Genomic DNA, 22907 nt, shown 5'->3' on the forward strand with positions numbered 1-22907 from the left:
AGCTGCTCATGCGAGCAGTGTGCGGGACGTGTCAGTCGAGCGGTGGCGGGACGACGGGGCCGGGCGTGCCCGGCTCCGTGTCTGGCGGCTCTTGGGTGCGGTCGTCGATGCCGTCGTTGTTCTCGTCCGGGAACGGCGGCCGCTGGGTGCGGTCGTCGATGCCGTCGTTGTTCTCGTCCGGGAACGGCGGCTGCTCGGTGCGGTCGTCCACGCCGTTGCCGTTCCGGTCCGGGAAGCTCGGCCGGGACGGACTCGGGGGCGACGACGGCGCGGCCGGGGTCTCCACCGGCGGCGGCGCCTCGGTCGTCGGCGCCGCGACGCCCTCCCCGGTGTCGCCCTTGATCAGCGGCTTGTCGGGCAGGTCCTCCTCCGGGGTGCCGGCGAGCACCGTGTCCATGAAGCGCTGCCAGATGGCACCGGGCAGCCCCGAGCCGTAGATGATCCGCCCGCGGGAGTCGACGATCGGGTCGCTGGGGGAGTCGTTGCCCATCCACACCGCGGTGGCGATGGAGGGCGTGTACCCGACCATCCACGCGTCGGAGTTGTTCTCCCCCTGCCCCTGGGTGCCGGTCTTGCTCGCGACCTCGCGGCCGCCGTCGAGCGCGCGGCGGGAGTAGGAGGCGACGTCCTTGAGCGCGACGGTGACGTCGTTGACGACGTCGGCGGGGAGGACCTGCTCACCCCCTGCGGCGGCGGTCTGGTCCACCAGCACCGCGCCCTCGCCGTCGGTCACCTTCCCGATGAAGTGGGCGTCGCGGAAGACCCCGTCGGCAGCGAGCGTGGCGAAGCCCTGCGCCTGGTCGAACGGGCGCAGCTCGTACTCGCCGATGCCGATCGACGAGCCGGTGAGGCCGTCGGAGTTGGCCAGCACCGTCTTCCCCGCGAAGAAGTCGCTGCCGCCCCACGTGTCCGGCAGGCCCGTGGCCGCGAGGATCGTGTCGCGCACGTTCTCGGGGCCGACCTCGTAGGCCAGGCCGTAGAACGTGGTGTTGAGCGAGCGCGTGATGGCCTCGGTCAGCGTGCAGGCCGGGCAGCTCGCGCCCCCGGAGTTGGTCACCGGCAGGCCGGGCCGGTCGGGGAACTCCTGGTCGTCGCTGCCGTCGCGGCGGGCCTGGATGCCGATGCCCTGCTCCAGGGCCGTGGCCAGGACGTAGGGCTTGACCGACGACCCGGGCTGGCGCTTGGCCTGCGCGTAGTCGGTGCCGACCCCGTTCTCGCCGCCGTAGTAGGCGACGACCGCGCCGGTGCGCGGGTCGACGGCGACCAGGGCCTCCCGCAGCTCCTGCGGCTCGGGCGGTCCCGTGACCTCCTGGACGGCGGCGACGGCGGCGTCCTGCGCCGGCTTGCTGATGGTGGTCGTGACCTGCAGGCCACCGGCGTTGACCTGCTGCTCGTCGTACCGGTACCGCTCCTGCAGCTCCTGGGTGACCTGCCGGACGATGTGGCCCTCGGGGCCCTGGGGCATGCCGAGCGTGGAGTCGGTCTTGGGCAGCACCGGCGGGTACACCGAGGCGGCCCGCTCCTCCGTCGTCAGCCAGCCCTCCTCGACCATCGCGTCGAGCACCAGGCCCCAGCGGTCCTGCGCGCCCTCGGGGTTGGTCTCCGGGTCGTAGTTGGAGGGGCTCCGGATGAGGACGGCCAGGACGGCGGCCTGCTGCGCGGTGAGCTCCGCGGCCGGGATGCCGAAGTAGGTGTTCGCTGCGGCCTCGATGCCGTAGGCACCGCGGCCGTAGTAGATGGTGTTCAGGTAGTTCTCGAGGATCTGCTCCTTCGAGAAGTTGTTGTCCAGCTTGATCGCCAGGAACAGCTCCTGGAACTTGCGGCTGAACGTCTGGTCGTGCGTCAGGAAGGCGTTCTTCACGTACTGCTGCGTGATGGTCGAGCCACCCTGCGTGGAACCACCGGTGAGGTTGTTCCACGCAGCGCGCACGATGCCGGTGAAGGAGATGCCCGGGTCGGAGTAGAAGCTGCGGTTCTCCGCGGCGAGCACGGCTCGCTGCGCCGGCTCGCTGATCTCCGCCAGCGGCACGTTGGTGCGGTTCTCGTCACCGAGCCGCGCCATCTCCGTCACGCCGTCGGAGTAGTAGATGACCGTGGTCTGCTTGGTCGAGACCGAGTCGGGGCTCGGCACCTCGGTGCTGGCGTAGACGACGCCGACGAAGACGCACATCAGGGCGAGCAGCCCGCCCATGATCGCGGCGGTGATCTTCAGCCGCCGTGCGCGGCGCTGCTTCCCGCTGCGCCCGGCCTTGCCCTTCGCGGATGCCGGTCGGCCCGACGGACGGCCGGAGCCGCCGCGAGAGGCCGTGGTCCCGCCGCGCGAGGCCGTGGTGCCGCCGCGGGCGGGCGGCCGCGCGCCGCCCGACGGGCGCCCGCCCGCCGGGGGACGCCCGGTGCCGCCTCCGCCCCCGGTGCTGCGGGTACGGGCGGCCGGCGGGCGGCGCACCGAGCCGGCACGCGGAGCGACGGGCGAGGTCTCGTCGTGGCTGGGCACGAGCACACCCCTTCCTGGACTGTCATGGTCGACGCCGGGCACCTGCCCGGACGCAGCGGTTCGTCTTCAGCTGTGGCAGCGGAGAGGGCCCGCTCCGTCGCGGGCCCGGTGGCACGGTGGGGGCCGGTGACCGGCCGGTCCGTCACCGCTCGGGAGCGGCCCGGTGCCGGCTGCGGCGGGGCTTGCGCCCCGGCTCGGGCTCGACACCGAGGACGTACGAGCAGTCCAGGTGGTTCCAGCCGCAGCCGCGGCACACCTCGACCCGGTACACCGAGAACTCGTCCTGGGCGGCGTCCATGCGGGCGAGCTCGGCCTCGGTCTTGGCCTGGCCGGCCACCGGCCCGAGGTGCTCGCCGTACACGTAGTTCACCAGGGTGAGGTGCTCACGTCGGCAGACCGGGCAGGCGGCGTCGGTCGGCTCTCCGTGGTACTTCGCCGCCCGCGAGAGGTACGGGCTGGCGTCGCACACCTCGAACAACCCGGTGCGGCCCGCATGTACTCCCGCGAGGACGGCTCGCCGCTGCAGCGAGTAGTCCACGACGGAACGACGTCCGGGCACGGCGGCCAATGTACGCACCAGGCCCTGGTCCGTGGGGTGACCGAGCACGGTACCCGCCCCGGGAGACCCACCCGCCCCACGCCTCCGGGTGGAGCCTGCAGAACGGTCGATGTATCGTGCCGATACATCGACTGCAGGTGCGACCGAGGAGGGCGACGTGCTCGAGTTCGCCATCCTCGGCCTGCTGCACCAGGCGCCGATGCACGGGTACGAGCTGCGCAAGCAGCTCGCCGCGGTGCTCGGCGGGCTGCGCAGCATCTCCTACGGATCGCTGTACCCCGCGCTGCGACGGATGCAGGCGGCCGGGCTCATCTCCACCGACGAGCCCGCACCGCGTGCCCTGCTGCCGGCCGATGCACCGCCGCTGACCGGCCGGCGCGGGAAGGTGGTCTACACGATCACCGCAGAGGGCAAGGAGCGCTTCCACGAGCTGGTCAGCCAGACCGGCCCGGAGGCCTACGACGACGGCGGGCTCTTCGGGGTCCGCCTGGCCTTCTTCCGGCACACGGCGCGCGACGTGCGGCTGCGGATCCTCGAGGGCCGCCGGCGCACCGTGGAACGGCAGCGCGAAGGGTTGCGGTCCTCACTGGCGCGGACCCGCGAACGGCTCGATCGCTACACGCTCGAACTGCAGCGCCACGGCCTGGAGTCGGTGGACCGGGAGGTCCGCTGGCTCTCCGAGCTCATCGACAGCGAACGGGCGGAGTCCGGCGACCGGCCGGCACCCCGCGCGGGCGAGGACGACGGGCCGGCCGCCGCGCAGCGCGTACCGACCTAGCAACGGTCACGCACCACCAGCACGACCGGCGGGCCAGCCCGCCCGAGACAGCAACGGACCACCACCGGTCCGGGCCCAGCGGACCACCACGGTCCAGGAGTAAGGAGAGTCATGGGGTCAGTCAAGGTCGCCATCGTCGGCGTCGGTAACTGCGCCGCCTCGCTCGTGCAGGGCGTGCACTACTACCGCGACGCCGACGAGACCACGTCCGTCCCGGGCCTGATGCATGTCCGCTTCGGCGAGTACCACGTGTCCGACATCGAGTTCGTCGCCGCGTTCGACGTGGACGCCAAGAAGGTCGGCCGCGACCTCTCCGAGGCCATCGTCGCCAGCGAGAACAACACGATCTCCATCTGCGACGTCCCGCCGCTGGGCGTGACCGTGCAGCGCGGGACCACCCTCGACGGCCTGGGCAAGTACTACCGCGAGATGGTCGAGGAGTCCGACGAGCAGCCGGTCGACGTCGTCGCCGCTCTGCGCCAGTCGGGTGCCGACGTCCTCGTCTGCTACCTGCCCGTGGGCTCGCAGCAGGCCGCCGAGTTCTACGCGCAGGCCGCGATCGACGCCGGTGTCGGCTTCGTCAACGCCCTCCCGGTCTTCATCGCCGGCACCAAGGAGTGGGCGGACAGGTTCACCGCCGCCGGCGTGCCGATCGTGGGTGACGACATCAAGAGCCAGGTCGGCGCCACGATCACCCACCGGGTGCTCGCCAAGCTGTTCGAGGACCGCGGCGTGCAGCTGGACCGCACGATGCAGCTGAACGTCGGCGGCAACATGGACTTCAAGAACATGCTCGAGCGCGAGCGCCTGGAGTCCAAGAAGATCTCCAAGACCCAGGCCGTCACCAGCCAGGTGGACCGGGACATGGGCGCGGGCAACGTGCACATCGGCCCCTCGGACCACGTGCCGTGGCTGAGCGACCGCAAGTGGGCCTACGTCCGGCTGGAAGGTCGCGCGTTCGGCGACGTCCCGCTGAACCTGGAGTACAAGCTCGAGGTCTGGGACTCGCCGAACTCGGCCGGCATCATCATCGACGCCGTCCGCGCCGCGAAGATCGCCAAGGACCGCGGCATCGGCGGCCCGATCCTGTCGGCGTCCTCGTACTTCATGAAGAGCCCGCCGGTGCAGTACAGCGACAGCGAGGCCCGCGACGCCGTCGAGGCCTTCATCCGCGGCGACCTCGAGCGCTGAGGCCTCACCGGGCATAGGAGGCTTTACCTACGTCCCTGGGGGCCAGGACGTAGGTAAAGCCTCCTATGCCCGCGCCGCGTCATCGCCGGTCCGGGGCGACCGGCTGCATACGCTGCACGCATGCGTGCCCGCCGCCAGCTCGTGCTCCGGGTGGGCGCGGCCGGGCTGAGCCTGCTGCTGCTGGCCGGCTGCACCGACGACCAGCGGCAGCCCGGTGAACCGGTCACGGAGGACGACGCCGCCGTCCTCGCCGAGCTGCTGCACCTCAACCACGAAGAGGGCGGCGCGGACTTCGTCGTCACCGTCCCCTTCGCCGACGAGGCGGTGCTCACGCTCACCGGTCAGATCGACTTCCGCCGCCAGGTCGGCCAGGCCCAGGCGGTCACCGTGGTCGGCAGCGAGGACCGGGACACCCGCACCCTCTTCTTCGACCGCGACGACCTCTGGGCCGGTGACGTGCCGGGGCTGGCCGAGGCGCTCGCCGCCGACGGGGCGCCGGAGGCGGCGTACCTGCGCCGGACGCTGTCGTCCGGGGAAGGGGAGCCGCCGCTGCTCGACGTCCTGGTACAGGTGCTGCAGAACCTCGCCGCGGAGCGACCCGACCGGCCAGCGGCGTTCCTGGACGGCCCGTACCGCTGGCAGGGGGAGCAGGCCGTCGACGGCCGCCCGGCCACGGTCTACCGGCTCCGCGACGAGCGCACGGTCGCGATCGACGACTCCGACCGCACGCTGGTGCAGTACCGGACCCCGCTGGGCGGCGTGGAGGTGACGGTGACGCTGGCCGAGCACGGGACCCGCCGGCTCGCGCTGCCGACGGCGGAGGAGACGGCCGAAGCCGCGGACCACCCGGAGATCGCGGAGGCGTTCGGCATCTAGGGCGGGGGACGTCACCGCCGGCGGAGAAGCGGGAAGGGGCGGCCTCTTCCCCAGACCGCCCCTTCCCGGGTCAATTCCTACCAGACGACGCCGGATCGCGCTGCCCGACACGTGCCGCGAGGGACGTCAGTTGGCGGTGGGGTCCGCTGTCGCGCTCGAGAGGACCGCCAGGCGACCGCGCTGCCGGCCCATCACCCGGCGCCAGAGCTCGAGACCGGAGAGGGCGCTGAGCACGTCGCCGGGGCGGCTCGGCACGCAGGCCCACGCGCCCTCGGCGAGCTCCCCGACCAGCTGCCCGGGTGACCAGCCCGCGTAGCCGGCGAAGACCCGCAGGCCCGACAGCCGCCCGGCAAGCGCGTCCGGGTCCCCGTCGAGGTCGACCAGGTGCACGTCGCCGGCCACGGGGCGCAGACCGGGGACCGCAGCCTCGGCCGACGCCGTCGCCAGGCAGAGCGCCGTGTCGGTCTCGCACGGCCCGCCGACGTGGAAGACCCCCGGCTCCACCGCCAGGTCGCACCACCCGGGCAGCACGTCGCGGATCTCGACCTGGCTGGGCTGCCCCAGCACCACGCCCAGCGTGCCGGTGTCGGAGTGGTCGAGGACGTAGACCACCGCGCCGGCGAACGTGGGTTCGGTCAGCGCCGGCATCGCCACGAGGAGGGCGCCGGCCCGCACGTCGTCGAGGGAGCCGACCGACAGCGGGGGGACCGCACCGGCGCGACGGCGGCCGGTCGCGGGCCGCGCGGGCGGACCGGATTCGGGCTCGGGCGGGGGAGGCACCGACGACATCCTCCCCAGTGTGCCCCACCTCGGCGCCCGGGGCAGTGCCCCCGGCGCGCGCGGGAGGAGGGACGGCGGCTGCTGCTCGTAGGGTGACGCGCGTGGCCGGGGCGGGGACGACGGTGCGCGGCCTCCTCGAGCGCCGGGACTTCCGCCGGCTGCTCGGCACCCGGCTGCTGTCGCAGTTCGGCGACGGCGTCTTCCAGGCCGCGCTGGCCGGCACGGTGCTGTTCAACCCGCAGCGCGCCGCCGACCCGGTCGACGTCGCCGCGGGCTTCGCCGTCCTGCTGCTGCCGTACTCCGTCGTCGGGCCCTTCGCCGGCGTCTGGCTGGACCGCTGGAGCCGGCGCCAGGTCCTGCTGCGAGCCAACGTGCTGCGCGCGGGGCTCGTGGCCGTGGTGGCCGCACTCGTGGTGGCGGGCGTGCAGGGGCCGGGCTTCTACGTCGCCGGGCTCGCCGTCTTCTCGGTCAACCGGTTCGTGCTGGCCGCGCTGTCCGCCGGGCTGCCGCACACCACCGAGGAGTCCTCGCTGGTGACGGCGAACGCCCTGTCGACGACGGCGGGCGCCGTCGCCGCGGTGGTGGGGGGCGGTGCCGCGCTGGCGCTGCTGCAGCTGACCGGGTCCGACGACGCCGGGTACGGCGCGGTGGCCCTGTCCTCCGCCCTGCCCTACCTCGCGGCCGCGGCGGTCGTCGCCGGGTTCACGCGCGCATACCTGGGGCCCGACCACGTCGCCCGCACCGCGCGGTTGCCGGCACGGGAGGTGGTGGCCGGGATGGCCGCCGGGGCCCGCCACGCCTGGGCGCACCCGCCGGTCGCCGCCGCGCTCACCGCCATCGGGCTGCACCGCATCTGGTTCGGCCTGCTCACGCTGATGACGCTGCTGCTCTACCGCAACACGTTCGTCGACGGGACGGGTGCCTTCCCCGGCGGGCTGGTGGGGCTCGGTCAGGTGGTCGCGGCGATCGCCGCGGGCACGCTCACCGCCGCCGCCGTGACGCCACCGGTCGTGCGCCGCATCGGCACGGTGCGCTGGATCGGCCTCCTGCTGACCGTCGGCGGGCTGCTCCAGGCCGCGCTCGGCCTGCTGCTGCAGCCCCCGGCCGCCGTGCTGGCCGGCTTCGTCCTCGGCCTGCTGGGCCAGGGCGTCAAGATCTGCGTCGACGCCACGCTGCAGGAGTCGATCGACGACGACCACCGGGGCCGGGTCTTCTCCGTGTACGACACCCTCGTCAACGTCGGCTTCGTCGCCGCGCTGGTGGCCGGGGCGTTCGCACTGCCGGAGTCGGGGGTCTCGCGGCCGGCGCTCGCCGTCGTGGGCGTGGGCTACGTCGCTACCGCGCTGCTGCACGCGCGCATGAGACGCCGCTGAGCCGTCCGGGGCTCAGAGCTCGGGCACGCAGGGCCCCTGGCCGAGCGCGGTGAGACCGGTGCGGTCGCCGTCGGCGAAGTCGGGGACGGCGCGCCGGGCCTCCGGGTACATGAGCTCCCGGTCGTCGTCCACGTGCGAGAGCCCGACCAGGTGCCCGAGCTCGTGCAGGAGCACCGAGCGGAGGGCGGTCGCGCCGCCGGGCTCGGCCAGCAGGTCCGGCGCCTGGCCGGCGTCCAGGGTGACCGTGCCGGTCACGTAGACGCGCGGGCCGTCGCCGAGGGAGACCGCGGTGCTCCCCGCCGCCCCGACGACGTCGCCGGCGAGCGTGGGGTCCTCGGCCTCGGTCTGCCAGCCGATGAGCACGGGTGCCCAGCGGTCCCCGTAGCGGTCGGGCTGGAACGGGGCGCGCTCCCCGCCCATGGGCTCGTCGGTGGGGCCGTCGTAGACGAACCGGAGGCCGGTCTCCGCACCGATCCGCGCCACGGCCTCGTGCACCAGCGCCTCGGTGCCCGGGGGTGCGGCGTCGGGGCGGAGCACGTAGCGGATCTCGCGGCAGGGGTCGTAGGCGACCGGGGTCACACCGTCCTCCTGCAGCGCCGCGTAGGCGTACGACCCGGCGACCGCCGGGGGCAGCGGGGGGCGGCCCAGGGGCGTCGCCGCGCCCGAGGGGGTCGGCCGGTCCGTGGGCCGCGCGGGGACGGCGGGGGACAGTGGGGCGGCCGCACCGGGTGCGGCCGGCGCCTCCGCCCACGGCCACGCCGGGGGATCGGCGAGGACCGCGCCGCCCACCACGGCCGCGACGACGAGCGGGACCCCCCACCGGCCGCGGCGCCCGCGCCGGGGGGCGGGCAGGGGTGCGGACGACGCGGGACCGGGGGCGCCGGCGAGCTCGTCGAGCAGCCACTGCGGGGTCCGGCCGGACGCGGACACGGGCAGCCGGACGGTGTCTTCGGGGGGCTCCGGGCGCACACCGGTCATGTCGGCACCGTCGTCCCCCTCCTGGAGCCGGCCCGCTCCGTCCGGGTGGTCAGCCCTGGCGGGCGGCCCACCACGCCCGCAGCGCGGCCTCGGCGTCGTCGCGCTCCAGCGGCCCCCGTTCGAGCCGCAGGTCCTTGAGGAACCGCCAGGCGGCACCGACCTCGGGGCCTGGACCCAGACCCAGGAGCTCCATGATGGCGTTGCCGTCCAGGTCGGGGCGAACCCGCGCCAGGTCCTCCTGCGCGCCCAGCTCGGCGATCCGCTGCTCGAGCGAGTCGTAGGTCGCCGACAGCGCCGCGGCCCGCCGCTTGTTGCGGGTGGTCGAGTCCGACCGTACGAGCTTGTGCAGCCGGGGGAGCAGGTCACCGGCGTCGGTGACGTACCGGCGGACGGCGGAGTCGGTCCACTGCCCGTCCCCGTAGCCGTGGAAGCGCAGGTGCAGGAAGGTGAGCCGCGCGACCGCCTCGACCACGTCCTTCGGGTAGCGGAGCGCGGTCAGGCGCTTGCGCACCAGCTTGGCGCCGACGATCTCGTGGTGGTGGAACGACACCCGGCCGCGCGGCTCGTGCCGGCGGGTCGCGGGCTTGCCGATGTCGTGCAGCAGCGCGGCCAGCCGGAGCACGAGATCCGGCGACCCCGCCTCCGAGTCCGCCTTCTCCAGGTCGATGGCCTGGTCGAGGACCGTCAGCGAGTGGGCGTAGACGTCCTTGTGCTGGTGGTGCTCGTCGATCTCCATCCGGAGCGCCGACAGCTCCGGGAGCACCACGTCGGCCAGGCCGGTCGAGGTGAACAGCTCCAGCGCCGCGCGCGGGGCGTCCTGCAGCAGCGTCTTGGACAGCTCCGCCTGGACGCGTTCGGGGGTGATCCGGGCCAGCTCGCCGGCGAGGGAGGACATCGCGGCGAGGACCTCCTCGTCCGGCGCCAGGCCGATCTGGGCGACGAACCGGACGGCGCGGAGCATGCGCAGCGGGTCGTCGGCGAAGGACTCGACGGCGGGGGCGGGGGTGCGCAACCGCTTCGCCAGCAGGTCGCCCAGCCCGCCGAAGGGATCGGTCACCGCGCGGTCCGGCCCGAGGGACACGGCCATCGCGTTCACGGTGAAGTCCCGCCGGGCCAGGTCGTCGGTGAGCGAGTTCCCCCACGCGACCTCGGGGTTGCGGGAGGTGCGGTCGTACCGGTCGGCCCGGAAGGTGGTGATCTCGACGCGCATCCCGCCGAGGTCGGCGCCCACGGTGCCGAAGGCGATGCCGGTGTTCCACGTGGAACGGGCCCAGCCGCGCAGCACCTCCAGCACCTGCTCCGGACGGGCGTCCGTGGTGACGTCGAGGTCCCCGGGGACGCCCGGACCCCCGGCGGCCGCGGCGAGCAGGGCGTCGCGCACCGAGCCCCCGACCAGGTGGGCCTCGAAGCCGGCGGCGGCGAACCGCTGCCCGAGCTCGATGAGCACGGGGGAGACGTCCACCAGCTTGCGGACGGTCTCCTGGACGGCCGGGGGCACCGGCTCCGGCTCGGGTCGGCTCGGCGGGGTGGCGGACACGACGAGCCAGCGTAGTGCGGGCGGAGGAATGACCCGGTCGGGCTCCGCGTCCCGGTCCGGCCGGCTGCCCGCGTCCTGGCTCACCGCACCCCTGACGACCAGGTGACCTGATCATCATCCCCGCGCTCCGGTCCGCTCCTCGTTCGCTGGCGCTCCCTGCGATGCTCCCGGGGCTGTCGCCGGGCGCGCGCTACCCTCCTGACATGGCTGGGACGGGCGGGCGAGGGCGCCCGGGCCGCCGGCTGCGCCGGGTCGACGAGACCTCCGCCGGGGGCCTGGTGGTGGCCGACGACGGCGTGACCGGGCCCCGTGCCGCCCTGATCGGCCGCACCGATCGCCGCGGTCGCCTCCTCTGGTCGCTGCCCAAGGGGCACATCGAGGCGGGCGAGACGCCCGAGGACACCGCCGTCCGCGAGGTCGCGGAGGAGACCGGCATCATCGGCGAGGTCGTCGCACCGCTGGGGATCATCGACTTCTGGTTCGTCGCCGAGGGCCGCCGCGTGCACAAGACCGTGCACCACTTCCTCCTGCGCGCGGTCGGCGGTGCCCTCTCCGACGCCGACGTCGAGGTCACCGAGGTCGCCTGGGTGCCGCTGGAGGAGCTCAGCACCCGGCTGGCGTACGCCGACGAGCGTGCCCTGGTCGAGCGCGCCCCCGGACTCCTGGCCGACAGCGCGTGACCCGGCCGGCTGCCACCCGAGCCGGTGGCCGCCCCGCCGCCGCTACCGCCCGGCAGGGCACCGTCCGGCGCGCGGTCGCGCTCGTCCCGCTGCTGTCGGGCGCCCTCGTGCTCGGCGGGCCGCTCCTCGCGCCGGCGACCGTCCTCGCCCCGGCGGCCGCGGCACCCGCACCGACCGCACCGGACGGGACCACCACCTCCGCCGACCGGCCGGTGCGCATCGACGTGGCCCGCTTCGAACCCCGCACGGTCACGCCGGGCGCACTGATCACGGTCACCGGCACGCTGACCAACACCGGGCCGGACCTCATCACCGGCCTGACCGCCCGGCTGCAGCGCGGCGACGTCCTCACCGCGCGGCCCGATTTGGCCGACGCCGTCAGCGACCCCGACCCCGCGACCACCGTGCAGCCGCCCTTCGCCGCCTTGCCCGGCGCGCTCGCCCCCGGCGGCAGCGTGGAGTTCAGCTACACGATCGACTCCGCCGAGCTGCGCCTGGAGCAGGACGGCGTGTACCCGGTGCTGTTCAACGTCAACGGCACCGTCGACGGCGACCAGGAGCGCCGGGTCGGCGAACTGGCCACCTTCCTGGTCCAGCAGCCGGTCGTGCCCTCCTCGCGGACGACGGTGGCCTGGCTGTGGCCGCTGTCCGAGCCCAGCCACCGCGACGCCTCCGGCGACTTCGTCGACGACGGGCTCGCCGAGGCCGTGAGCGAGGGCGGCCGGCTCGACCGCGCGCTGGCCGTGGTGGAGCGGCTGCCCGGTGGCCAGCCCGGGGCCGAGCCGGGTGCGCCGCCCGCCGCACCGCTGCCGGTCACGCTGGCCATCGACCCCGCCCTCGTGGAGGAGCTGGCCCGCATGGCCGCCGGGCCCTACGCCGTCGACGGGGTCGCCGGCGCCGGGACGGGCACCGAGGCGGCGCGGGCGTACCTCGACCGGCTGCGCGCGGTGGTGGCCACCCGCCCGGTCGTGGCGCTGCCCTACGGCGACGTCGACGCCGACGGGCTGCAGGCCGCCGGGATGCCCGCCGTTCTCACCCGCAGCCTGCCCGGGACCCCGGACGGCACGGCGCAGGACCCGCCGGGTCCGCCGCCGGTCACCGAGGCCCCGGCCGTCGACGGGGCGACCCCGCCACCCGAGCCGGCGGCCGCCACCGGTGCCGGGGCGGAGATAATCGCCGACGTCCTGGACGTCACCCCCATCACCGACCTGGCCTGGTCCCCGGACGGGTCCTACGACGCCGCGACCCTCGGCACGCTGCGCGCCGGGGGCATCGACCAGGTCGTCCTGGGCAGCGGTGCGCTCACCGACGGCGATTCCGCCGTGGGCCTGGACGGCTCGGACGCCGTCGCCCGCAGCTCGGTGCCGGTCGGTGACGGGGCGCTGGACGTGCTCGTGGCCGACCCGACGCTGAGCGCCGTCGTCGGCGCCGCCGAGGTCGTGCAGGGCGGGCCCCGCATCGCCGAGCAGCGCTACCTCGCGGAGTTGGCCGCCCTGACCCTGCAGGCCCCGCCGGGGAGCGAGCAGACGGTGCTGGTGGCTCCACCCCGCGACCTCGAGGCGGAGCTGGAGGGGGCCGGCGCGATGATCGCCGACACGGCCGGCCTGCCCTGGCTCCAGCCCGGCAGCGTGACCGACCTCGGTGCCGCACCGCCGGCCGACGCCGGGACGCTCGCCGCCCCCGGCGAGGAGACCGCGCTCGACCCGGCCGGGCTGGCGGTCCTCGGCGAAGCGGTCGCCGCCCGGGAGGAGCTCGCCGACGCGATCCCCGCGGACGCCGACCTGGCGCTCCAGCCCTACGACGCCGGCATCGCCCGCGCCTCCTCCGTGCTCCGCCGCGACGACCCCGAGGAGTTCGTGGCCGCCGCCCTCGACGCGCGGGCCACGATGGACCGTTTGCAGGAACGGGTCACCGTCGTCGCGCCGGCCGACGGCACCTACAGCCTTGCCTCCAGCGATGCCCCGCTGGTGCTGACGGTGGACAACCCGCTGCCGTTCCCCGTGGACGTCCGGCTGCGGGTCGACCCCCCGGCCAACGGCGGGCTCGCCGTCGGCGACATCGGGGTGCAGACGCTCGCGCCCGAGCAGCGCACCACCCTCCAGGTGCCCACCGAGCTGCGCCGCTCCGGTGGCTTCACCGTGACCGCGCAGGTGACGACCCCCGCGGGCAGCCCGCTGGGCGACAGGGTCGAGATGCAGGTGAAGAGCACCGCCTACGGGCCGATCTCCCTGTCCATCACGATCGGCGCCGCCTCGCTGCTCGCGCTGCTGTTCCTGCGCCGCCTCGTGCACTTCCTGATCCGGCGGCGCCGGAGCACCGCGGCGGGCGACGCCGGCGCCGGCCCGTCGTCCCCGGCCCTCTCCCCCGCGCCCACCCGGAGCCCGGTGTGAGCGACCGGCCCGGCACCACCGGCGACCGTCCCGACGTCGCGGCGGACGGCGAGCGTCCCCGCCCGCTGCCCCCGCCCCCGCCGCCCGCCCGGCCGGCACCGGGCCGCCGCAGCTGGGGCTCGCCCACGCCGCTGCCGCCGGCCCCCTACCTGGCCACCCCGCCGAGCGACGCCGTCTTCGCCGCGCCCCCCACCGCCGAGGGCGGGCCCGCCGAGGCCACCGTCGACGGCGCCGTGCCCCCGCCGTCGGCACCCCGGCTGCCACCCGTCTCGCCCGCCCGGCCGGCGCGTCCGGCCGCCCCCGTGCCGCCGCTGCCGCCGCTGCGGCACCGCTGGGTGCCGGCCGCGGACGACACCCAGGTCTTCCCCATGCCGCTCCTGCCGCCGGTGCCCCGCGCCGAGCAGGAGACCGAGGAGGAGACCGAGCTCCGCGAGGGGGCACCGGGCGCCAGCGGGGGCATCCTGCGCGCCGCCGGCACCATGGCGGTCGCGACGCTGGTCTCCCGGATCACCGGGCTGCTCCGCACGATGGTGCTGCTCGCCGCGCTCGGCGTCGGGCTGGTCGCCGACGCCTACAACACCGCGAACACGCTGCCGAACATCGTGTACGAGCTGCTGCTCGGGGGCGTCCTGACCTCGGTGATCGTGCCGCTGCTGGTGCACGCGCAGGAGCGGGACCGGGACGACGGCGTCGGTTACGCGCAGCGGCTGGCCACCTTCGCGATGGCCGGGCTGGCCGTCATGACCGTGCTGGCGGTGCTCGCCGCCCCCGCGCTGACCGCCCTCTACGGCCTGGCCGAGGACCCGGAGCAGTACCGCCTGGCGAACTGGCTGGCCCGCATCCTGCTCGTGGAGATCGTGTTCTACGGGTTCGGCGCCTTCGCGCAAGCGGTGCTCAACTCCCGTGGTGTGTTCGGCCCGCCCGCCTGGGCCCCGGTGCTCAACAACGTCGTGGTCATCGCCACCGGCCTCGTGTTCTTCGCCGCGAGCGGACCCGGTCCGCTCCAGCCGGCCACTCTCGAGCCGGGCCTCGTCTGGCTCCTCGGTGTGGGCACGGTGCTGGGCATCGCGGTGCAGGCGATGGTCCTGGTTCCGTACCTGCGCCGCGCGGGCGTCCCGCTGCGGCCCCGCTGGGGGATCCGCGACACCGGGCTGCGCGAGGCCGGCGGCCTCGGGCTCTGGGTGATCGGCTACGTGGCCGTGAGCCAGGTCGGCGTCCTGTTCGCGTTGCGGATCGCCAACGAGGCGCAGCGGAGCGGCGGTCTGGGGTCGACGGCGTTCCAATCCGCCAGCCTGCTCTTCCAGATGCCCTACGGGGTCATCGGCGTCGCGCTGCTGACCGCCCTCGTCCCGCGGATGAGCCGCGCCGCCGCCCGGTCCGACGTGCCGGGCGTGGCCCAGGACCTGTCCCTCGGCACCCGCCTCTCGGCGCTCGGGCTGCTGCCGGTCACCGCCGCGCTGACCGTCCTCGGCCCGCCCCTGGGCGTCCTGCTCCTCGCCTGGGGCAACACGTCGGCCGACGAGGCGCAGGCCATCGGCACGGCGCTGGCCGTCGGGGCGTTCGGTCTGCTGCCGATGGCGGTGACGCTGCTGCAGCTGCGGGTCTTCTACGCGATGAAGGACGCCCGCACCCCGACGCTCATCCAGCTCGGCATGGTCGCCGTCCGGGTACCGCTGCTCCTGCTCGTCCCCGTGGTCGTCGAGCCCGAGCTGGTGGTGGCCGGGCTGATGCTCGCCACCAGCCTCACCTACGTCGCCGGGTGGGTCATCGGCGACCTGGCGCTGCGCCGCCGGCTCGGTGGGCTCCGCACCCGCGAGACCTTCGGGCCCCTGGTCCGCATCGCCGCCGTCGCGGTCGTCGCGGGGCTGGCCGGCGGTCTTGTCCGGATCGTGACCGGCGACCTGGGCGGACGCTCGACGGCAGGCTCGCTCGCCGAAGTCGTCATCGGTACCGTGGTCGTCGGCGGCGTCGCACTGACCGGTCTGGTGGTGGCCCGCGTTCCGGAGGTCCGGGAGCCCGTCGCTGCGCTGCGGGCCCGGCTGGGGCGCAGGTGACCGGGGGCCGGCCAGGAGGGCCGACCGTGCCGGAGCGTCCGCCTCGGCGGCCGGAGCAGCACAGGGAGTCGACAGTGTCGATGGCGTCCACGACCACCGGACTGCCCGACCGCTACCGCCCGCTCGACCAGATCGGTCCCGACGAGACCACCGCCACCGGCGTCATCCAGAGCTGGCGGGCGAAGGACCGGGTCCTGAACCGCGACGTCGCCATCCGGGTGCACGTGCCGGCCGGGCCGGCCGCGCACGCCTGGATCACCCGCGCGCTCACCGCGGGCGGGCTGGCCACCCCGGCGCTGGCGATGGTCTACGACGCCTCCGAGGGCAGCGGCGACCCGCAGGCGCCCGGAGGCGCGGCCTACGTCGTCAACGAGTGGATCGACGGCGAGACCCTGGCCGAGCGGCTGCGCTCCGGCCCCATGCCCGAGCGCGACGTGCGGCTGGTCCTCCGCCGGCTGGCGGAGGGCGTGGCCGAGGCGCACCGCGTGGGCCTGGCCGTCGGCGGCCTGACGCTGGAGAACGTCGTCCTCCGGCCCAACGGGCTCGTCGGCCTCCGGGCGGTGCCGGCGGCGTCCGGCACCGTGCACGGCGACATCACCGCGCTGGGCGAGCTCCTGGAGGCCTGCCTGACCGGCGTCGGGCCCGGCGCCCGGCCGGCCACCGGGCCCTCCGACCTCGTGGCCCTCGCCCGGCGGGCCCGGTCCACCGAGCCGGGCCAGGGTCTGTCCAGCGTCGCGGCCATGGCCGCGCTGCTCGCCGAGCGCCCGCGGACCGGGCCCAGCCCCTCCACGCCGCACCGCGGCGAGGAGGTCGACGGCGGACGGCGCCGTCGCGGGCGGGACCGCCGTCCCGAGGGCGCGGCACCGGTGCGGCTCGGGCCCGGCGCGCTCCCCCCGGTGCCGCCGGTGCGCCCCGGGTCCGACGAGGAACCGGCTCCGCACGCCCGCACGTCCCGCGACACCGTCGCCGCCGGCACGGCGCTGCCCCCGGCCCCGCCCGCCGGCGAGGACGAGGAGCCCTTCGGCGTCCTGCACGGCGGCTCGACGGCCGCCGACCGGTACGCCGACCCGGCGGACCTGGACGCTGACGACGAGGACGACGCCCGGAAGCACCGGCTGGTCGTCCTGGCTCTGCCGCTGCTGGCCCTGCTCGTGGTGATCGCGCTCGCGTGGTGGATCGGGTCGAGCGTCCTGTCGGTGACCGACTCGGTGGACGAGGACATCGACGGCTCCACCCCGCCGGCGAGCAGCGCCCCGGTCGCCGAGGGCGGTGCGGGCGAGGAGACGGCGGGCGCGCCCGGCCCGGCGGCCGCCATCGCCGGTGCCGAGGTGTTCGACCCCTTCGGCGACGGCGCGCCGGAGAACGACGGCGACGTCCCGCTCTCCTACGACGGCGACCCCGCCACCGGCTGGTCCACCCTCACCTACCGCGGCTCCCCGGCGTTCGGGAACCTCAAGCCCGGCGTCGGCGTCGTCTACGACCTCGGCTCCGCCCAGGACCTCGCCGGGGTCACCGTCCAGACCGCGCAGCCGGGCGCCACCGTCGAGATCCGCACCGCCGAGACCGCCGTCGGGGGGCTGGACGACTTCACCGTTGCCGCGAACGGCACGCTGGAGCCGAGCACCGAGCTCGCGTTCGACGACCCGGTGACCGCGCGCTACGTCCTCGTCTGGCTCACCGGCCTGGTCGACAGCCCGGACGGCTTCTCCGCGGAGCTGGCCGAGGTGGAGATCAGCACCGCCGGCTGAGGGAGACCCCTTCCCCCTCTGGACGGGACCGCGGGGAATGCCGCCCTTACGATCGTGGTTGTGCCGCCCGTGACTGCAGACCAGCCGACCCCCGGCCCCGCCGTGACCACCGGCGAGGTGACCCAGCCGGCGATCCCGCCCGCGGAGCACGACGGCGTCCGCGACCTCATCATCATCGGCTCGGGGCCCGCCGGGTACACCGCGGCGGTCTACGCCGCCCGGGCCAACCTGCACCCGCTGGTGTTCGAGGGGTCGCAGTTCGGCGGCGCGCTGATGACGACCACCGAGGTCGAGAACTTCCCCGGCTTCCCCGAGGGCATCCAGGGTCCCCAGCTCATGGACGACATGCGCACCCAGGCCGAGCGCTTCGGCGCCGAGCTGGTGCCGTCGGACGTGACCGAGGTCGACCTGACGGCCGAGCCCAAGATCGTCAAGGTCGGCGACCAGGTGCACCGCGCGCACGCGGTCATCGTGTCCACCGGCTCCAAGTACCGGTACCTGGGCCTGGACAACGAGCAGCGGCTGCTCGGCCGCGGGGTCTCCGCCTGCGCCACCTGCGACGGGTTCTTCTTCCGCGACCAGGACATCGTCGTCGTCGGCGGCGGTGACTCGGCGATGGAGGAGGCCACCTTCCTCACCCGCTTCGCCAAGAGCGTCACCGTCGTGCACCGCCGCGAGGAGCTGCGCGCCTCGAAGATCATGCAGAAGCGGGCGCAGGACAACGAGAAGATCCGCTGGGCCCTCGGCAAGCAGGTCACCGAGGTCCTCGGCGACACCACCGTCTCCGCCGTCGAGCTGACCGACACCACCACCGGTGCCACCGAGACCGTGCCGGTGACCGGCATGTTCGTCGCCATCGGCCACGACCCGCGCAGCGAGCTCTTCGCCGGCCAGCTCAAGCTGGACGACGAGGGCTACATCCAGGTCGACCACCCGACCACCCGGACCACCATCGACGGGGTCTTCGCCTGCGGCGACGTCGTCGACCACATCTACCGCCAGGCGATCACGTCGGCCGGCACGGGTGCCGCCGCCGCGATCGACGCCGAGCGGTGGCTCGCCGAGACCTTCGACGAGCGCTGAGCCCGCATCGGGCTCGCCCACCCGGGCATAACCGGTTCCCGCGACCGGTTGTCCCGGCAGGCAACCTCGTCAGCGCCAGCAACGAGCCAGTCGACCGAGAGGGAGAACGACCATGGCAGGCAACACCGTGACCGTCACCGATTCCAGCTTCGCCACCGACGTGCTGGGCAGCGACAAGCCCGTGCTCGTCGACTTCTGGGCGGAGTGGTGCGGGCCGTGCAAGATGGTCGCCCCGGTGCTGGAGGAGATCGCCGCCGAGCACGGCGACAAGCTCACCATCGCCAAGCTGAACATCGACGAGAACCCCCAGATCGCCCGCGACTACCAGGTCATGTCGATCCCCACCATGACGGTCTTCCAGGGCGGCAAGCCGGTGAAGAGCATCATCGGCGCCAAGCCCAAGGGCGCCATCCTGAACGACCTGGCCGACTACCTCTGAGTCACGGCACCTGAGCCACGACAGCGCCGCCCAGCGCGGCGAGGTCACGCTCCGTGCGGCGAAGGCCCACCCCTCCACCGGACGGGTGGGCCTTCGCCGTTCCCGGGGGTCGCGATGCTCTCCCCGGGCGCGCCGACGAGGACGGGAGGGACGACAATCGGCGGCACGATGGGAACCGACAGCCGCATGCAGCCCTTGGCGCGGGGGGACCGCGGGCCGGCCGTGGCCGACGTGCACGCCGCCCTCCGCAGCCTCGGCCTCCTCCCCGCATCCCCCGACGGTCCCGACCCGGCGCTGGAGTCGGCGGAGTACGACGCCGGCACCGAGCTCGCCGTCCGCCACTTCCAGCAGGTCCGCGGTCTCTCCGTCGACGGCCGGGTGGGGGAGGAGACCTACCGGGCGCTCAGCGAGGCCCGCTGGTCCCTGGGGGACCGGCTGCTCCGCTACGACCCCGAACGGCCGATGCGCGGTGACGACGTCACCAACCTCCAGGAGCGCCTCCTCGAGCTCGGCTACGACGCCGGGCGGGCCGACGGCATCCTCGGCCCGGAGACGGAGCTCGGGCTGCGGGCGTTCCAGCGCGACTACGGGCTGACCTCCGACGGCACCTGCGGCCCGGCGACGCTGCGGGCGCTGCGCCAGCTGGGCCGCAAGGTCACCGGCGGCCGGCCCCAGCTCCTCCGGCAGAGCGCGTCGTTCGTCGAGAGCGGCCCCCACCTGATCGGGCGGCGCATCGTCGTCGACGCCGGCCACGGCGGCCCGGACACCGGCTTCACGGTGGGCGAGACCACCGAGGCGGACCTGGTGTTCGACCTGGCCTCCCGCATCGAGGGGCGGCTGGCGGCCGCGGGCGCCACCGTGTACCTCACCCGGGGCCGCGGGCAGGGGCCGGCGCTCGCCGAGCGCACCGCCTTCGCCAACGACGCCCGGGGCGACCTCTTCCTCTCCCTGCACATGGACGCCCACGGCTCCGAGCACGCCCGGGGGGTCGCCAGCTACTACTACGGCACCGGCTCCGGCGCCTCCTCCACGGTGGGGGAGCAGTTCGCGAACCTGGTGCGGCGCGAGATCGTCGCCCGCACCGGGCTGCTGGACCTCGGCTCGCACCCCAAGACGTGGGAGCTGCTGCGCATGAGCCGGATGCCGGCCGTCCGGCTGGACTGCGGCTACCTCTCCCACCCGGTGGACCGGCTGCTGCTGCTGGACGCCTGGGTCCGCAGCGCCATCGCGCACGGTGTCCTGGCCGCCGTGCAGCGGCTCTACCTGCCGGCCGAGGCCGACCCGGCGACCGGCACCTTCGTGCTGCCCGAGAAGGCGTAGCGGGCCAGGCACGCGCCCGGCGACCGGCCGCGTCCGAACGGTCCACCCGGCACCGGTGGTCCCACCGGACGACGACGCACCCGCGCCTACACTCCTGGGGTGGCCACCACCCCGCCCGGCTCGCCCGCCGGTTCCGGACAGCAGGGGGCGCACCCGGGTGCGCACCCCCACCCCGCGCCGCGCCATCCGCGGCTCGACCCGCTGGCCGACCGCTACGCAGCACGCACGCACGGGATGAAGACGTCGGAGATCCGGGCGCTGTTCTCCGTGGTCAGCCGCCCCGAGGTCGTCTCCCTGGCCGGCGGCATGCCGGCCGTGACCGCCCTCCCGCTGGATGCCGTCGGCTCCATGATCGGCGACCTCGTCTCCGGCATGGGCGCGCAGACGCTGCAGTACGGCTCGGGTCAGGGCGACCCGCGGCTGCGCGAGCGGATCTGCGACGTCATGGCCCTGGAGGGCATCACCGACGCCTCGCCGAGCGAAGTGGTCGTGACCGTCGGCTCGCAGCAGGGGCTGGACCTGGTCACCCGCGTCTTCGTCGACCCCGGTGACGTGATCCTGGCCGAGGCGCCGTCCTACGTCGGTGCGCTGGGCGTCTTCCAGTCCGCCCAGGCCCGGGTCCGGCACGTCGCCATGGACGACGACGGGCTGATCCCCGAGGCCCTGGAGGAGGCGCTCGTCGCCTGCCGCGTCGCCGGTGACCGCGTGAAGTTCCTCTACACGGTGCCCAACTTCCACAACCCGGCCGGTGTGACGCTCTCCGAGCCGCGCCGCGAGGCGATCATGGCGATCGCCGAGCGCTGGGACCTGCTGGTCATCGAGGACAACCCCTACGGCCTGCTCGGCTTCGACCGCGAGCCGATGCGCGCCCTGCGTGCCCGCGACTCCCAGCGGGTCATCTACCTGGGCTCCTTCTCCAAGACTTTCTCCCCGGGCCTGCGCGTGGGATGGGTGCTCGCCCCGCTGGCGGTCCGCGAGAAGCTCGTCCTGGCCACCGAGGCGCAGGTCCTGTGCCCGCCGTCGCTGACCCAGTACGCCGTCGCCCGGTACCTGGACACCCAGCCCTGGCGCGAGCAGATCAAGCTGTTCACCGAGCTGTACCGGGAGCGCCGCGATGCCACGCTGGAGTCCCTGGCGGCCCTGATGCCCGCGGGCACCACCTGGACGCGCCCCGACGGCGGCTTCTACGTGTGGCTGAAGCTGCCCGCCGGGCTGGACGCCAAGCTGATGCAGCCGCGGGCCGTGGGCGCGCACGTCGCCTACGTCCCGGGCATCGGCTTCTACGCCGACGGCAGCGGCCAGGAGTACATGCGCCTGTCGTACTGCTACCCCGAACCCGACCAGATCCGGGAAGGGGTGCGACGGCTCTCCCGCGTCGTGGAGGCGGAGCTGGACCTGCACTCCACCTTCGACACGGTCGACACCGGCACTTTCCGGGCGATCCGCCCGGGCTCCGGCCACGACGCCGAGTCGATGGTCGGTCCGGCGAACAGCGACACGTACGAGGACGGCCGATGAGCGAGACCGCGCCCACCGCAGAGCCCGCCGCAGCGCAGGAGCAGCACCCGCTGCGCGCCGTCGTCCTCGCCGGCGGGCTGACCTTCGAGCGGGAGGTCAGCCTCTCCTCGGGCACCCAGGTGGTCGAGGAGCTCACCCGGGCGGGCCTGGACGCCGAGCTCCGCGACGCCGACGCCGAGCTGCTGCCCGGCCTCGCGGCCGCGCCGGCCGACGCGGTGTTCATCGCCCTGCACGGCGCCACCGGTGAGGACGGCGCGCTGCGTGCGGTCCTCGACCTGGCCGGCGTCCCCTACGTGGGCTCCCCCGCGGCCGCGTGCCGGCTGGCCTGGGACAAGCCGGCCGCCAAGTCAGTCGTGCGCACGGCGGGCGTGACGACGCCGGACTGGGTCGCCCTCCCCCACAGCACGTTCCGCGAACTGGGTGCCGGTGCCGTGCTGGACCTGATGGTCGCCCGTTTGGGTCTGCCGCTGGTGGTCAAGCCGGCCTCGGGCGGATCGGCGCTCGGCGTCCAGAAGATCAGCCGGGTCGAGGACCTCCCGGCCGCGATGGTGAGCTGCTTCGCCTACGGCGACACCGTGATGGTGGAGCGCTACGTCGAGGGGGTCGAGGTCGCCCTCGCCGTCGTCGACCTCGGCGAGGGGCCGATCGCGCTGCCGGCCGTCGAGATCGAGCCGGAGTCCGGCGTCTTCGACTACAGCTCCCGCTACTCGCCGGGGCTCACCGAGTACCACGCACCCGCCCGCATCCCCGACGACGTCGCCACCCGCGCCGCCGACGTCGCCGTCCGGGTGCACGAGGTGCTGGGGCTGGCCGACCTCTCGCGCACCGATGCGATCATCACCCCCGACGGCGAGGTCCACTTCCTCGAGGTGAACGTCTCGCCGGGCCTCACCGAGACCTCGATGTTCCCCATGGCGGTGGAGGCGGCCGGGTACGACCTCGGCACGGTGCTCGGCCGGCTGCTCGCCCGCCGGGCCGAGAGCGGCCACTGACGGAGAACCCGTTCTCCCACCCCACGGACGCCGGGCAGTGCCCTGATCGTGGCCCGCACACAGAGGCCGCCTTCCGTCAGTGACGAAAGGCGGCCTCTGCAGTCGCTCTGTGTCGGA

The 22907-nt window shown here is 74.7% G+C and carries 18 protein-coding genes; 13 read left to right on the plus strand and 5 right to left on the minus strand.

Annotation, left to right across the window (positions count from 1 at the left end):
* Positions 1-31: 31 nt before the first annotated feature.
* Both BMW62_RS10745 and BMW62_RS10750 read right to left on the minus strand, forming a co-directional pair.
* The gene (locus BMW62_RS10745) at positions 32-2494 is read right to left on the minus strand and encodes a transglycosylase domain-containing protein (protein ID WP_244523961.1); all 2463 of its coding nucleotides are present in this window, start codon (positions 2492-2494) and stop codon (positions 32-34) included.
* Between the two features lie 142 nt (positions 2495-2636).
* Positions 2637-3053, minus strand: coding sequence for a DUF5318 family protein (locus BMW62_RS10750; protein ID WP_091930954.1), 417 nt, complete (start codon positions 3051-3053; stop codon positions 2637-2639).
* A 157-nt stretch (positions 3054-3210) separates the two neighbouring features.
* Between BMW62_RS10750 and BMW62_RS10755 the strand changes: the two genes are divergently transcribed.
* The 3 genes from BMW62_RS10755 (at position 3211) to BMW62_RS10765 (ending at position 5898) form a co-directional block, all read left to right on the plus strand.
* The gene (locus BMW62_RS10755) at positions 3211-3831 is read left to right on the plus strand and encodes a PadR family transcriptional regulator (RefSeq protein ID WP_211435084.1); all 621 of its coding nucleotides are present in this window, start codon (positions 3211-3213) and stop codon (positions 3829-3831) included.
* A gap of 111 nt (positions 3832-3942) precedes the next feature.
* Positions 3943-5022: an inositol-3-phosphate synthase gene (locus BMW62_RS10760; protein ID WP_091930855.1), complete on the plus strand. Its 1080-nt coding sequence runs from the start codon at positions 3943-3945 to the stop codon at positions 5020-5022.
* 120 nt (positions 5023-5142) lie between these two features.
* On the plus strand, positions 5143-5898 hold the full coding sequence (locus BMW62_RS10765) for a hypothetical protein (RefSeq protein WP_091930856.1): 756 nt from the start codon (positions 5143-5145) through the stop codon (positions 5896-5898).
* Positions 5899-6024: 126 nt separating this feature from the next.
* Here the strand turns inward: BMW62_RS10765 and BMW62_RS10770 are convergent, their stop codons facing one another.
* A complete protein-coding gene (locus tag BMW62_RS10770) occupies positions 6025-6678 on the minus strand; it encodes a YqgE/AlgH family protein (RefSeq protein WP_244523962.1) in 654 nt (217 codons plus the stop codon).
* Between the two features lie 101 nt (positions 6679-6779).
* Here BMW62_RS10770 and BMW62_RS10775 point away from each other — a divergent pair, with 101 nt between their 5' ends.
* Positions 6780-8051, plus strand: a complete 1272-nt coding sequence (locus tag BMW62_RS10775) for an MFS transporter (RefSeq protein ID WP_091930858.1) — start codon at positions 6780-6782, stop codon at positions 8049-8051.
* Between the two features lie 12 nt (positions 8052-8063).
* Here the strand turns inward: BMW62_RS10775 and BMW62_RS10780 are convergent, their stop codons facing one another.
* Together BMW62_RS10780 and BMW62_RS10785 are read right to left on the minus strand one after the other, a co-directional pair.
* Positions 8064-9029, minus strand: coding sequence for a matrixin family metalloprotease (locus BMW62_RS10780; protein WP_091930859.1), 966 nt, complete (start codon positions 9027-9029; stop codon positions 8064-8066).
* A gap of 49 nt (positions 9030-9078) precedes the next feature.
* A complete protein-coding gene (locus BMW62_RS10785; protein WP_091930955.1) occupies positions 9079-10566 on the minus strand; it encodes a CCA tRNA nucleotidyltransferase in 1488 nt (495 codons plus the stop codon).
* A 203-nt stretch (positions 10567-10769) separates the two neighbouring features.
* Between BMW62_RS10785 and BMW62_RS10790 the strand changes: the two genes are divergently transcribed.
* From BMW62_RS10790 to BMW62_RS10830, 9 genes are all read left to right on the plus strand, one after another.
* On the plus strand, positions 10770-11246 hold the full coding sequence (locus BMW62_RS10790) for an NUDIX hydrolase (RefSeq protein WP_091930860.1): 477 nt from the start codon (positions 10770-10772) through the stop codon (positions 11244-11246).
* A complete protein-coding gene (locus BMW62_RS10795; RefSeq protein ID WP_091930861.1) occupies positions 11243-13636 on the plus strand; it encodes a DUF6049 family protein in 2394 nt (797 codons plus the stop codon). The genes BMW62_RS10790 and BMW62_RS10795 overlap by 4 nt, the downstream gene beginning before the upstream one ends.
* Positions 13633-15690, plus strand: a complete 2058-nt coding sequence (murJ, locus tag BMW62_RS10800; RefSeq protein ID WP_280138639.1) for a murein biosynthesis integral membrane protein MurJ — start codon at positions 13633-13635, stop codon at positions 15688-15690. The genes BMW62_RS10795 and murJ overlap by 4 nt, the downstream gene beginning before the upstream one ends.
* A gap of 80 nt (positions 15691-15770) precedes the next feature.
* Positions 15771-17438, plus strand: coding sequence for a hypothetical protein (locus tag BMW62_RS10805; RefSeq protein ID WP_170852328.1), 1668 nt, complete (start codon positions 15771-15773; stop codon positions 17436-17438).
* A 102-nt stretch (positions 17439-17540) separates the two neighbouring features.
* Entirely contained in the window at positions 17541-18521 is a 981-nt protein-coding gene (gene trxB / locus BMW62_RS10810) for a thioredoxin-disulfide reductase (RefSeq protein WP_091930863.1), read from the plus strand.
* Between the two features lie 112 nt (positions 18522-18633).
* Positions 18634-18960 carry a thioredoxin gene (gene trxA / locus BMW62_RS10815; protein WP_091930864.1) on the plus strand — a complete coding sequence of 109 codons (327 nt, stop codon included), beginning with the start codon at positions 18634-18636 and terminating at the stop codon, positions 18958-18960.
* Positions 18961-19128: 168 nt separating this feature from the next.
* A complete protein-coding gene (locus tag BMW62_RS10820; RefSeq protein ID WP_244523964.1) occupies positions 19129-20280 on the plus strand; it encodes an N-acetylmuramoyl-L-alanine amidase in 1152 nt (383 codons plus the stop codon).
* 99 nt (positions 20281-20379) lie between these two features.
* A complete protein-coding gene (locus BMW62_RS10825) occupies positions 20380-21798 on the plus strand; it encodes an aminotransferase-like domain-containing protein (protein WP_170852329.1) in 1419 nt (472 codons plus the stop codon).
* Entirely contained in the window at positions 21795-22790 is a 996-nt protein-coding gene (locus tag BMW62_RS10830) for a D-alanine--D-alanine ligase family protein (protein ID WP_091930865.1), read from the plus strand. Before BMW62_RS10825 ends, BMW62_RS10830 begins: the two co-directional genes overlap by 4 nt.
* Positions 22791-22907: the final 117 nt, after the last annotated feature.

The sequence above is a fragment of the Blastococcus sp. DSM 46786 genome (assembly GCF_900109665.1).
Classification (GTDB): Bacteria; Actinomycetota; Actinomycetes; order Mycobacteriales; family Geodermatophilaceae; genus Blastococcus; species Blastococcus carthaginiensis.

Excerpts from the sequence above, each read along its gene's own strand:
- BMW62_RS10760 (WP_091930855.1), top strand. The coding sequence starts at position 3,943 with ATGGGGTCAGTCAAGGTCGCCATCGTCGGCGTCGGTAACTGCGCCGCC.
- BMW62_RS10765 (WP_091930856.1), top strand. The coding sequence starts at position 5,143 with ATGCGTGCCCGCCGCCAGCTCGTGCTCCGGGTGGGCGCGGCCGGGCTG.
- BMW62_RS10780 (WP_091930859.1), bottom strand. The coding sequence starts at position 9,029 with ATGACCGGTGTGCGCCCGGAGCCCCCCGAAGACACCGTCCGGCTGCCC.
- BMW62_RS10790 (WP_091930860.1), top strand. The coding sequence starts at position 10,770 with ATGGCTGGGACGGGCGGGCGAGGGCGCCCGGGCCGCCGGCTGCGCCGG.
- BMW62_RS10805 (WP_170852328.1), top strand. The coding sequence starts at position 15,771 with ATGGCGTCCACGACCACCGGACTGCCCGACCGCTACCGCCCGCTCGAC.
- trxA (WP_091930864.1), top strand. The coding sequence starts at position 18,634 with ATGGCAGGCAACACCGTGACCGTCACCGATTCCAGCTTCGCCACCGAC.
- BMW62_RS10820 (WP_244523964.1), top strand. The coding sequence starts at position 19,129 with ATGGGAACCGACAGCCGCATGCAGCCCTTGGCGCGGGGGGACCGCGGG.
- BMW62_RS10830 (WP_091930865.1), top strand. The coding sequence starts at position 21,795 with ATGAGCGAGACCGCGCCCACCGCAGAGCCCGCCGCAGCGCAGGAGCAG.